We start from the raw sequence: 11,939 nt of genomic DNA, 5'->3' as shown, positions 1-11,939 counted from the left end.
GAAGCGTGCGGCATGCCTGAGTGCCGCCCCGACTGGGGCGGCCAACAATGAGTCTTGAATATGACCACATCTAGCTTGTCACTGCGCGAGTTACTGGCGGCGTTGGGAACCCCGGAACGTCTGTCTGCCCTCAAAGGGATCCGGCGTGGCCTGGAGCGCGAGACCCTGCGCATCACCCCCGAGGGTGGCCTGGCCCAGGGGGATCACCCCCACAGTCTGGGCTCGGCCCTGACCCATGCCAACATCACCACCGACTACTCCGAGAGCTTGCTGGAGTTCATTACCCCGGCCACCGACTCTATCGAGAGCCTGATGGAGCAGCTGGGCGACATTCATCACCATGTCAGCCAGCACATCGGCGAAGAGCGCCTCTGGCCGCTCTCCATGCCCTGCTTCGTCGGTGACGAGGAGAGCATACGGCTTGCCCAGTACGGCAGCTCCAACATAGGCCGGATGAAGACCCTCTATCGCCAGGGCCTCAAGAATCGCTATGGCAGCCTGATGCAGGTGATCGCCGGCATCCACTTCAACTTCTCCATGCCGGACAGCTTCTGGTGTGAATGGCAGGATCTGGCGGGGGAGCCCTGTTGCAGCCAGCGCTTCATCTCCGAGAAGTACATGGGGCTTATTCGCAACGTCTACCGCTTCGGCTGGCTGGTGCCTTACCTGTTTGGCGCTTCCCCTGCCATCTGCCAATCCTTCCTCAAGGGGCGGACCAGCACCCTGCCGTTCGAGAAGATTGGCAAGGGGACTCTCTATCTGCCCTATGCCACCTCCCTGCGCCTGTCCGATCTCGGCTATACCAGCAGCTCCCAGAGCATGCTCAATATCAGCCACGACAACTTGCCTGCCTATGTGGCCTCCCTGCGCCGGGCCATCAGTACCCATGACCCCGAGTTTGCCAAGATAGGGGTCAAGGTGAACGGTGAGTATCGCCAGCTCAATGACAATGTCTTGCAACTCGAAAACGAGTTGTATGCGCCTATCCGCCCCAAGCGTACCCCCCGCAGCGGCGAGAAGCCGTCGGATGCGCTGGAGCAGCGTGGTATCGAATACATAGAATTGCGCACCGTGGACGTGAACCCCTTCACGCCGCTCGGTATCGACGTGGAGCAGGTACGTTTCTTCGACGTCTTCCTGGTGTGGTGCCTTCTGCGTCCCTCTGCCCAGCTGTCGGAAGAGGAGATCGCCCGCAATCGTCGCAACATGAACAAGGTCGTGCTGGAGGGGCGTCGCCCCGGCCTGCAGCTTGAAGATGAGCAGGGCACAGCCCTCGGCCTCAAGGAGTACGGACTCAGCCTGTTTGACGAGCTGGATGAGGTCGCGGCCTTGCTGGACCGTTGCTGTGGCCGTAATCGCTATCGTGAGACGGTGGCGACGCACAGAGCCAAGCTCAACAACCCCGAACTCACCTACTCGGCCCGCCTGCTCAAGCTACTCAAGGAGAGCGACCTGGATAACGGCTGCTTCGGCGACGCCTTGGCCAGTCAGTATCGCGAACAGTTGCTGGCCGGTGAACTGCAGTACTGGGATGAGGCTTACTTTGCCGGTGAGGCGCGGGAGTCCCTGCTCAAACAGCGGGAACGGGAGCGGGGCGACAGCCTGAGTTTCGATGACTTCCTGGCCGACTACTTCGGCCGCACAGTGCCCGCCTGATCGTCTCCTGATACAAAAAGCCGCTCCTCGGAGCGGCTTTTTCATGGCCGCGGGTCGTCTTCCTGGCTGCCCTGTTATCGGGAAAAAGAAGTGTGAGTCAGCCTTCACTTCAGCAGGCGGATTGACGTCTTTATTGTCAAACGGCTCACATTTCCCCCTTTTGTCCCTTGAGTCTGGCGCGTCAGGCGCCTAGTTTTCGATCACTGAAACGATTCAGCTTTCGCGAAAACCACTCACAAGAACAAGAGACACGAGGATAAAGCCATGTTGAAGAGACTCTCCATTGCCGTGCTGCTCGCCCTGGGCGCGAGCTCTGCTCAGGCCGCCGAATTCCTGCTGACCGATTCCCAGCAGGGGCTGGATGTGGGGGACTGGAAGATCACCAGCGACAAGCTGGGGATCAAGAGCCCGGTACCCTTCTCCATCGAGAAGAAGCGCCTGCACGGCGGGCGCCAGGAGGGGGTGGACTTGCTCATCGTCGACAACGGGGTGATGAAGATAACCCTGGTGCCGACCCGTGGCATGGGGATCAAGGAGGTCAAGGGGGCCGATGTGCGCCTCGGCTGGGATTCCCCGGTCAAGGAGGTGGTCAACCCGGCCTTCATCGATCTGGAGAGCCGCGCCGGTCTCGGCTGGCTCGATGGCTTCAACGAGATGCTGGTACGTTGCGGCTATGAGTGGACCGGCCACCCCGGGGTGGACGACGATGGCCGCCTCAAGAGCCTGCACGGCCGGGTGCAGAACATACCGGCCTCAGTGGTCAGCGTGACAGTGGACGAAGAGCCGCCCTACGCCATCCACGTGCGGGGCCGGGTGGACGAGCGCACCTTCAAGATGAGCGAGCTGGTCACCTGGACCCAGCTGAGCGTGGTGCCCGGTCAGGCGGAGTTTGCCTTGCAGGACAAGCTGACCAACCACGCCGACTACGAGAACGAGTACCAGATCATCTATCACGGCAACTTCGGGGCGCCCATCCTGGAGGAGGGGGCGCGGGTCAGCACCCCGGTGAAGCAGATATCCCCGTTCAATGACTACGCCAAGGCGGGGCTCAAGGGCTGGCAAACCTACCTGGGGCCGACCAAGGGCTTCGACGAAATGGTGTTCAACCTGGTGCCCTACAGCGATGCCGACGGCAATACCCTGGCGGTGCTCAACAACAAAGCGGGCAATGTCGGGGTGGCTGTGGGTTACAACACGCACCAGCTGCCTGTGCTGACCCTGTGGAAGAACACCGACACCCTGGCCCAGGGCTATGTGACCGGCATAGAGCCCGGCACCAGCTATGCCTACAGCACCAAGTACCAGCGCCCGCTGGGGCTGGTTCCCAAGATCCAGCCGGGGGAGACCAAGACCTTCGATCTGACCTATCGCCTGCTGCGCAATGGGGAAGAGGTGAAGCAGGCCCTGGCCCAGGTGGATAAGATCCAGGCCGGTCGTCCCACAGAGCTGCGGGAGCAGCCCCTGGTCAAGCTGCCCTGAGTGGCAGGCAAACAGCAAAAAGCCGCTCCATGAGCGGCTTTTTCATGGGGCGGAGGCCATGAGCGGGCGTCAGTGGCGCACAGGCACTTGAGGGGGACACTGCTTAATCTGTTGCAACAGATAGTCGCGATAGCCTTCCCCATGCAGCTTGCCGGGTTTGAGGGTGGCCGCCAGGATCTGCTGACGAGCCTTGGCGCCAGAGGGCAGGCGACGTACATGAGTATCAATCCAGATGATCTCCCCCATGGGATCAATCATCAGATTGCCAAAATGGAGATCCCGGTGGCAGTAACCGTGGCTGGCCAGGGTGGCAATCTCCCTGGCGAGTCGGCGTAGCAGGGCGAGGCGCTGTGCCTCGTCGGCGCCGAGAAAGTAATCCTCCCCCGAAACGGCATCTTGGAGGTACTGCACCGCCAGGAAAGAGGCGAGGGGATTGAGGGGGTTGATGGCGATCCCGGCTGCCTGGCAAGGCACCACATTGAGACCGACCTGGCGCAGTATCCGGTTACTGCGCCATTCACGCAGGGCGTCGATGTGACCGATCAGCCGCTTGCCGAGTTGATCGCGGCACAACCAGGCCAGCGACCAGCGTGGATGCTTGTCGGCAACCAGTTTGCACAGGGAGTGACTGGCGTCGTGGCGGCGAAACAGACTGCTGCCGATCTGTTCGAAGTGGGCGGTATCCTGGGTCTTGTCCAGGGACCAGCGGGGCAGTTGCAGTTGATCATGAAACAGCAGGTAGTGATGGGTTTGGCCATCGAATTCGAGTGAAGTCAGCTTCATAAGAGAGTCGCTCTGGGAGTGGTGCGAGCCTGACTTGACGGGATGGCAAGAGGGGCTCATCTGCTATGAAGCCATGGTGCGACTCTGTTGCTGACATCAGCTGAATGACGGGACAAAAACACTGCTTTCAATATGAAAAACGCCGCAGGACCTGGTGATCCTGCGGCGATATCGGGGGATTGGCAGTGAGATCAGAGGTGGCTGTACATGGCCTCGATCTCGCTCTGGTACTTGGCCTCGATGATCTTGCGGCGCAGCTTCATGGTGGGGGTGATCTCCCCGAGCTCCATGGAGAAGGCGCTCGGCAGCAGGGTGAACTTCTTCACCTGCTCGAACTTGGCCAGCTCCTGTTGCAGACCCTGAATGCGCGCCTCGAAGAACTCCACCACCCGGGAGTGGCGCAGCAGCTCGGTCTTGCACTGATATTGCAGGTTGATGGAGCGGGCGTACTCCTCCAGGGACTCGAAGCAGGGGACGATCAGCGCCGAGACGAAGTGGCGGGCGTCGGCGACGATGGCGATCTGCTCGATGAAGCGATCCTTGCCGAGGGTGCCCTCCACCAGTTGCGGCGCCACGTACTTGCCGTTGGAGGTCTTCATCAGCTCCTTGAGGCGCTCGGTGAAGTAGATGTTGCCCTCGCCATCCAGCTCGCCCGCATCGCCGGTGCGCAGGAAGCCATCCTCGGTCATCACTTCGGCCGTGGCCTCCGGCTTGTTGTAGTAGCCGCGCATCACGGTGGGGGAGCGCACCAGCAGCTCGTTGTTCTCGCCGAGTTTGACCTCGATGCCGTCCATGACGGTACCGATGGATCCCAGCTTGAACTGGCTGTCCTCGTAGCAGCAGACGGTGGCCGTGGTCTCGGTCATGCCGTAACCGTACTTGAGGTTGAGCCCCATGGCCTGGAAGAAGAGATTCACATCGTCGGCGAGGCGGGCGCCCGCCACCGGCAGGAAGCGGGTACGGCCGCCGAAGCGGGCCCGCAGCTTGCGAAACACCAGCCGCTCGGCCAGGGCCAGCTGCAGGTAGAGCAGGGGCGAGGCGGACTTGCCCGCCTGGCGGGTGGCGACCATCTGCTTGCCGACCCCGGTGGCCCAGCCGAACAGGGCGCGGCGCAAGGCCGGCGCCTGGGCGACCTTGGCCTGGATCATGGCGTAGGCCTTCTCGTAGAGGCGCGGCACGGCGCACATCACGGTCGGCTTCACCTCGCCAATCACCTCCATCACCTTCTGGGGATCGCGGATATAGACGTTCTCGGCGCCGCAATAGAGCACGTAGTAGCTCCAGGCCCGCTCGAATACATGGCTCAGGGGCAACATGCACAGGGACACGTCCTGCTCGTTCAGATCCAGGCGGCTGTCATGCATCTCGAAGCAGGCGGCGATGTTGGCGAAGTCGAGCATGACCCCCTTGGGCTCGCCCGTGGTGCCCGAGGTATAGATGAGGGTCAGCAGATCATCCATCCGGTAGTGCTGTTCGCGTGCGCGCAGCGTCTGTTCGCTGGGCTGATGGTTGCCGGAGGAGAGGAAGGTCTGGAAGTGGCTGGCCTGTTCGCAGCCGCGCAGATCGACACTGCCATCGAGGGCCACAATCTGGCGGATCTCGCCAGCCTTCAGCAAGTGGAGCGCCTGATCGAACTGTGGCTGCTCCCCCACGAACAGCAGCTGGATGCCTGCATCGCGCACTATGTAGCGCAGCTGATCCTGAGTGCTGGTGGGGTAGATGGGCACGCTGATCCCGCGGGCGGCCAGGATGCCGAGGTCGGCCTGGGTCCATTCCGGCATGTTGCGGGCATAGAGACCGACCATGTCACACTCCTGGTGACCGGCCCGGATCAGCGCCTGGGCGCAATAGTCCATGGCCTGTCCCAGGGTGCGCCAGCCGATGGCACGCCATTGGCCATCCTGTTGCACTCGCAGGGCGGCTTTATTACCCAGACGGGCGATGCGTTCGCGAAGCAGATGAACCAAATGAAGCTGTGACATCCGTAGATCCTCAATGACAGAGAGACGCCCGGCAGGGGCGTGAAAATCGGGCTGGAGTGTAAACTCTAAGATTACGGCTTACAAGTGTGCGCTGTTTTGTTCCTGATCAGGGAGAGCGGATTTTGCTGCGAAATTAATCAAAATCGGCGATAACTGGGAGAGGCGGTCGTGGGAGGCTAGATCAATGAAAAATCTGGGGAAATGGTTAGGACTTCTGTTGGCCTTGCTGCTGGTGGCCGGGGGCGTGGGTTGGTATGCATGGAATCAACAGGCGCTGGCTCGTGGCAACCCTTGGCTCAAGGGCGAACAGGGGGCGGCACGGGCCGAGCAGCTCGCCCGGGAATCCGGCATGGCGGTGCTCTATGTGATCGAGTCAGACAAGTGCCGGCGCTGCAAATTGCTCGACAAGGCGCTGTGGCAGGATCCGGCGCTGACATCCACCCTGGCCGGGCTGGCCAAGGTGCGCCTCAACCCGAGTGCGGGGGATGGCAGTGAGCGGGTACTGCGTCGCTTCCCCAAGGTGAATACGCCCCCTGGCATCTATCTGCAACAGGGCGGTGGCCCGCTCAAACCGATACAGATAGTGGTGGATATCGAGCAGATCTGGATGCCGGGAGTGACCTATCGGCGCGGTTTCTTCATGCCGCTGTCGGTCGCGGGCTTCGATGCGGTGTTACGCACCACCCTGGCACTGGACGATCCCGCCTTCGTGTCACTGGCACCCTGAGTGGCAGCAGAGCGGGGTTCGCGCCAGATCAGGGGCAGGCCCGGCTGAGGGGTCAGCCGAAGTCGAACAGCCGCGACATCAGCACGGCATCTTCCCGATCCGGGCCTGTGCCATAGTAATCGGCGCGGCGGCAATACTCGGCGAAGCCTTCACTCTCGTAGAGGGCGATGGCGCCCTTGTTGCCAGCCCGCACTTCGAGGAACCAGGCCTCGGCTTTTTTCGCCTTGCTGCTGGCCAGATATTCCCTCAGCAGTGCCCGCCCCAATCCCTTGCCCTGAAAGTCAGGATGGACGCAGATGTTCATCAGCGAGCTGTCTCCGGCCACCAGATCCGAGATGTAGAAACCGGCGGGACGTCCCTCCACCAGCAGCAAACCGTTGAGGTAGCGGGGCCCGAAGCAGGAGAGCAGATTGGCCTGGCTCCAGGGCTCCTGGTGTGCGGCCTGCTCTATGGGGTAGATGAGGGAAAAATCGCTCTCCAGCAGGGGGCGAAATGCGGGCTGGGCTTGGGACATCTGGACTCCGAAACGGGGGGCGGCAATCTGGGCCATGAAAAGGTGGCAAGGCTAGGGTGGCAATGACTCAGCTCAGGCGCTGGCGAAGCTGTTGCCAGAGTGCCCGTTTCTGGGCCGCACTGGGTTGCAGCGGGCAGACAAGTGCCTGGGGCCAGGCGGGATCCGCCGCTTCGAGCCAGAGCAGGGGCGTTGCCATGCCAGGATCCAGACTCGGCACCAGGCTCACTTCCTGAGTCCCGAATCCCAGCAGCAGGCAGACATCCGCCAGCAGGGTGGGGGCAGGCAGGCTGTCTGCCACTATCCAGAGTCGGCCCGCCGGCAAGGGGGGCTTGGCATGGGGGCTTGGCAGGTTGATCAGCGGTTCGACCACCAGTTGGCCCGGCGGTGAGGGGGCGGCCGCGTCGGTGGTGTCCTCTGTGGGCGCAGGCTCAGCGCCCAGCAGGGCCGGGCGGCGCACTTGCCACTGGGGTATGCCCATGCGGCTAAGCAGGCCCTGGCGTAAGGGATCTAGCATCTGATTGACTCTGGATTGGCAAAAAAAACTCAAGGAAGGGTACACTCGAACGGCGTTTGCTGCACCCTTTGCCGTTATGCAGCCCGAAACCCGGCGCCTCTTCCCATGGACCGACGCCGCCGACCTGAATCCCCATCCCTATCTCGAGCCGGAATTTGCCTATGTCGCTGTTGTCCCAGAAGAGTCACTCTGCTAACGCCATCACTGAGCGCTTGCCACGGCTGCTGGCCGCCCTGGGGGAGGGATTGTACGAACGCCAGGATGCCTTACGTCTGGGGCTGCTAGCCGCCCTGTCAGGGGAGAGTGTCTTCTTGCTCGGGCCCCCCGGTATTGCCAAGAGTCTGATTGCGCGGCGTCTCAAGCTCGCCTTTCATGAGGCGCGTCACTTCGAATACCTGATGACCCGCTTCAGCACCCCGGAAGAGGTGTTTGGTCCCCTCTCCATTCAGGCGCTGAAGGATGAGGGCAAGTACCTGCGCCTCACCGCAGGCTATCTGCCCGAGGCCGAGGTGGTGTTTCTCGACGAGATCTGGAAGGCGGGCCCGGCCATCCTCAATACCCTGCTCACCGCCATCAACGAGCGGCAGTTTCGCAACGGCGACAGTCAGCATCCCATTCCCATGCGGCTGCTGGTCACCGCGTCCAACGAGTTGCCCGCGCCGGACAGCGGCCTGGAGGCGCTCTATGATCGCATGCTGGTGCGGATCTGGCTGGACAGGGTGCAGGAGAAGGGCAACTTCCAGGCCATGCTGGCCAGCGAGGGGCAGTCTCATCAGAACTTGCCCGCCTCGGTGCAGATCCGCAGCGATGAGTACCTGGCCTGGCAGGGCCAGATAGACGAGGTGCGGCTGCCCGATGGCTGCTTCGAGCTGATTTATCAGCTGCGCCAGCAGCTCGACAGCCAGCTGGCCCACAGCTGTTATGTGTCGGATCGGCGCTGGAAGAAGGCGGTGCGGCTCATCAAGGCCAGCGCCTTCTTCAATGGCCGTGAAGAGGTGGCGCCGCTGGATCTGCTGCTGTTCAAGGATTGCCTCTGGCATGACGAGGCCTCCCGCGAGGCGCTGCAGGAGATGCTGGGGGAGTTTGCCCGGCTGCACTGCTACCGCCAGCTCGCCCTGACCCGTCAGCTGCTCGACCTCAAGGAGCGTTTCCGCCTGCTGCAAGGGGAGATGGCCCAGCGTCTGGCGCACAAGGCCAGGCAGCGCCAACAGTGGTTCGGACGTCGCGCCCGTGGCATTGCGCTGCCGCTGACCGGGGCTCACGCCTTCGGCAAGCAGGTGCATTTGCATCTGCTCTACCCCGCAGCCCTCGGCGCGGAAGATCCGACCCGACTCACCGAGACCCTGGCATTCGATCGCCACAGATTGGCGCATTGGCACCCCACCGGCGAGAAGCTGGTGGGCTGGCACCTGGGCAGCCCGGCCGAGGGGCACTACGAGCTGGTGCTCGATGATCAACTGCGCCTGGGGGTGCTGGATGTGCAGCGCCAGAGCGTGCCGCTGGTACTGGTGGGACAGCAGCCCCTGTCTGCCGTGGTACTCGAACCCTGGCAGCAGACGCTGACAGAGTTGTTGAGTCAACTCGAGACCCTCAGCCAGGATCTGCGTCGGCAACGCAGCCTGTATGAGCGCCAGCAGAGCCACCTATTCCTCGGTCAGGAGTGGTTGCAGAAGGTAGAAGAGAGCTTCTTCGTGCTGGCCCGGGATCTGGGCCAGTTGCAGGGGGATGCCCGCAGCTGGCGCGAACGCCTCGCCCTGTTTGGTGAGAGGCACTGAGCCGTGGTTGCCGCACACCTTGTCGTCACCGGTCCATCGTCTGATAGGATCCTGTCCAGTGCCATGGGCCCTGCTCGCCGCATCCTGAGGTCATCATGATCGAGATCGGCATGATGGACCTGGCCCTGCTGATGGAGGAGGGGGAGATAGCTGGGGAGATGGCGCTGCTGTTGGCCGCCTCACCCAAGATCTCCGAATTTATCCGGCGCGCGCCAGCCAGCCAGGGCAAGCGGCTCAAGCGGCGCATTATGAGCTGGAGCGAGCGGCTGAACGAGGAGATCAAACACAAACCTGTGCCTGTGGTGCTGGAGCAGGAGTATCAACTCTATCAACGCCACAAGGGATTGCCCCTCTCCGAGCTGGTGGGTCAGCTACCGGCCCTGCTCGATCTGCTGGCGCCGAGCAGCCCCTTCGCCGGTGAGGCGCGCAGCCTGGTGCGCCAGCTCAGCGAGCACCCCAGTGAAGGGCTGCAAAAGTTGTTTGTCGAGAAGTGGCGCAGCAGCCTGGTCGGCGCCTTGTTGCAGCTGCAGCACCAGATAGCCGAGGCGGAGCGAGACAAGCTGCGCCAGGAGATAGAGGATCAGCTGCTGGCAAACCGCACCCTGGCCGACGCCCTGGATCCACACCAGATCTCGGCGGGGGGCCTCTGGGATCTCGCCCAGGGTCATTGGCACAAGCGCAGCCTGGAACTCATCAAGCAGTACGCGCGCATGCTCGAGCGTGAACCCCTGTTGCGGGAGATCGCAGACTTGCTCGGGCGCAGCGAGCAGGATCGCCACTCCCACGAGCGCCCCCTGCCCCCTGTCCCGATACAGGAGCTGGCGGAGGCGGTGAGCGATGATGTGCCGGATGATCTGGTGGGCATACACCCGGGCAACGATCTGATGCGGATGCTGCCCAGCGAGGCGGTGATGCTTGGCTTGCCCGAGCTGGAGCTGGAGTTCTATCGCCGTTATCTCGAGCGGCGCCTGCTCAGCTACCAGTGCCGTGGCACCTTGCCACGCCAGCGCCTGCTGCTGCGCACACCCCAGGCGGGGGGGGCGGATCCCCAGTCTCGCGGCCCCTTCATCGTCTGCATCGACACCTCGGGCTCCATGGGCGGTTACCCGGAGGAGTGTGCCAAGGCGCTCTTCCTCGCCCTGCTCAAGGTGGCGATGGATGAGCAGCGTGGCTGCTTCCTGATGCTGTTCTCCACCGAGGTGGCTACCCTGGAGATCCGCGCCGACACCGGCCTGGATCAGGCGGAGCGCTTCCTCTCCATGAGCTTCCATGGGGGTACCGATCTGGTGCCCTGTCTCGCCCAGGCGCTGGAGCAGCTCAAGGAGCCCGCCTTTGCCAAGGCGGATGTCTTGGTCATCTCCGACTTCATCGCCCAGAGCCTGCCCCACAGCCTGCTGGATCAGATGAACGAGCGGCGCCGCCAGCAGACGCGCTTTCACGCAGTGGCCATGTCTCGCCATGCCAAACCCGCGCTGCTGCGGGTGTTCGACAACAGCTGGCTACTGGACTGTGGCTTGCGTGGTCGCTTGCTGCGCCGCTGGCAGCAGAGCTGAAGGGCTGGCCACCCGGCTGGCCAGCATGACACCAATCGCCAGCAAGGCCAGGGTCAGCCAATGGGGCAGGGTCAACACCTCGCCAAGCAGCAGGCAGGCCAGGGCGCTCGCCACCAGCGGGGTGAGGGAGCCGACCGCCGAGGTGATCTCGGCCCCCAAGACCCGGATGGCGTGGCCGTAGCAGAGCGCGGCCCCCAGACCCGCCCCCGCTCCCTGTATCATCCCCTGCCATATCCAGACCTGCACTGTGCCACCCGCTGGCCAGCCCAGCCAGATCACCATGGGCAGCAATACCAGGGTTGAGGGCACGGCGACCAGGGCGGCCGCATCCAATGGGCCCAGCCCGCTGCGCTTCACACCCAGGGTAAACAGAGCCCAGAGCAGGGCGGCACCGATGAAATGGAGCTGACCGAGCCAGATCCCGGGGGCGCCGGTCAGTATCATCACCAGCAGCGCCGAGGCGATCAGGCTCAGTCCGAGCCGACGCCCCGGGCCGCAGCGCTCCCCCAGTCCCCACAACAGCAGTGCGACCCAGAGTGGTACCAGACCCGGGATGAGGGCGCTGCCCTGATTGACGGGGGCAAGCTGCATGCCGCTGGCCCCCAGCCAGAAGAAGGGGAGCCCGGCACCGACCATGATGGCGAGCCGCCAGCGGGCAGGCACGGCCTTGAACCTGACTCTGGCCTGCCAGTAACGGGGGGCCAGCAGCAGAGCGGGGATCCCGTAACGGAGCAGCGCAAGGCCGAGCAGAGGCAGACTGGCCTGGGCTCCTGCCTTGAGGGAGAGAAAAAAGCCGGACCAGAGCAGCACTGTCGCCAGGGCTGCGGCCCAGCCACCGAGGCGGGAATGGGGAAGGTGAGACACAGGCGCTCCTTGCATGGTCAGGCTTCAGGGGTGAGCCTCGATTATCCCGCCAAGTCGAGGGGTGTTTCAGGGCAAACTCTCGGTGATTTCGG

At 63.1% G+C, this 11,939-nt stretch carries 10 protein-coding genes; 5 read left to right on the top strand and 5 right to left on the bottom strand.

Features of this window, described 5'->3' with window-relative positions:
- Nucleotides 1-60 precede the first annotated feature (60 nt).
- Nucleotides 61-1,656: a glutamate--cysteine ligase gene (gshA, locus tag M2366_RS13115; protein WP_259269921.1), complete on the top strand. Its 1,596-nt coding sequence runs from the start codon at nucleotides 61-63 to the stop codon at nucleotides 1,654-1,656.
- A 264-nt stretch (nucleotides 1,657-1,920) separates the two neighbouring features.
- Nucleotides 1,921-3,135, top strand: coding sequence for an aldose 1-epimerase family protein (locus M2366_RS13110; protein ID WP_259269920.1), 1,215 nt, complete (start codon nucleotides 1,921-1,923; stop codon nucleotides 3,133-3,135).
- 69 nt (nucleotides 3,136-3,204) lie between these two features.
- Here M2366_RS13110 and M2366_RS13105 read toward each other — a convergent pair whose 3' ends face one another.
- Both M2366_RS13105 and M2366_RS13100 read right to left on the bottom strand, forming a co-directional pair.
- Entirely contained in the window at nucleotides 3,205-3,918 is a 714-nt protein-coding gene (locus M2366_RS13105) for a lipopolysaccharide kinase InaA family protein (RefSeq protein WP_224431281.1), read from the bottom strand.
- Nucleotides 3,919-4,109: 191 nt separating this feature from the next.
- Nucleotides 4,110-5,900 carry a long-chain fatty acid--CoA ligase gene (locus M2366_RS13100; protein ID WP_259269919.1) on the bottom strand — a complete coding sequence of 597 codons (1,791 nt, stop codon included), beginning with the start codon at nucleotides 5,898-5,900 and terminating at the stop codon, nucleotides 4,110-4,112.
- Between the two features lie 184 nt (nucleotides 5,901-6,084).
- On the opposite strand from M2366_RS13100, the gene M2366_RS13095 reads away from it, so the two are divergent.
- Entirely contained in the window at nucleotides 6,085-6,627 is a 543-nt protein-coding gene (locus M2366_RS13095; protein ID WP_259269918.1) for a hypothetical protein, read from the top strand.
- 52 nt (nucleotides 6,628-6,679) lie between these two features.
- Here M2366_RS13095 and rimI read toward each other — a convergent pair whose 3' ends face one another.
- Together rimI and M2366_RS13085 are read right to left on the bottom strand one after the other, a co-directional pair.
- On the bottom strand, nucleotides 6,680-7,141 hold the full coding sequence (gene rimI, locus M2366_RS13090) for a ribosomal protein S18-alanine N-acetyltransferase (RefSeq protein ID WP_042044161.1): 462 nt from the start codon (nucleotides 7,139-7,141) through the stop codon (nucleotides 6,680-6,682).
- 67 nt (nucleotides 7,142-7,208) lie between these two features.
- Nucleotides 7,209-7,655 carry a DNA polymerase III subunit psi gene (locus M2366_RS13085; protein WP_224431278.1) on the bottom strand — a complete coding sequence of 149 codons (447 nt, stop codon included), beginning with the start codon at nucleotides 7,653-7,655 and terminating at the stop codon, nucleotides 7,209-7,211.
- 161 nt (nucleotides 7,656-7,816) lie between these two features.
- Here M2366_RS13085 and M2366_RS13080 point away from each other — a divergent pair, with 161 nt between their 5' ends.
- On the top strand, nucleotides 7,817-9,430 hold the full coding sequence (locus tag M2366_RS13080; RefSeq protein ID WP_259269917.1) for an ATPase RavA domain-containing protein: 1,614 nt from the start codon (nucleotides 7,817-7,819) through the stop codon (nucleotides 9,428-9,430).
- A gap of 95 nt (nucleotides 9,431-9,525) precedes the next feature.
- Entirely contained in the window at nucleotides 9,526-10,983 is a 1,458-nt protein-coding gene (viaA, locus tag M2366_RS13075) for an ATPase RavA stimulator ViaA (protein WP_259269916.1), read from the top strand.
- Here viaA and M2366_RS13070 read toward each other — a convergent pair.
- Entirely contained in the window at nucleotides 10,930-11,847 is a 918-nt protein-coding gene (locus M2366_RS13070) for a DMT family transporter (protein WP_259269915.1), read from the bottom strand. The two genes, viaA and M2366_RS13070, sit on opposite strands and share 54 nt — an antisense overlap.
- Nucleotides 11,848-11,939: the final 92 nt, after the last annotated feature.

The organism is Aeromonas sp. BIGb0405 (assembly GCF_024807335.1).
Taxonomy (GTDB): Bacteria; Pseudomonadota; Gammaproteobacteria; order Enterobacterales; family Aeromonadaceae; genus Aeromonas; species Aeromonas rivuli.
This window is presented reverse-complemented; position numbering and strand designations above follow the sequence as displayed.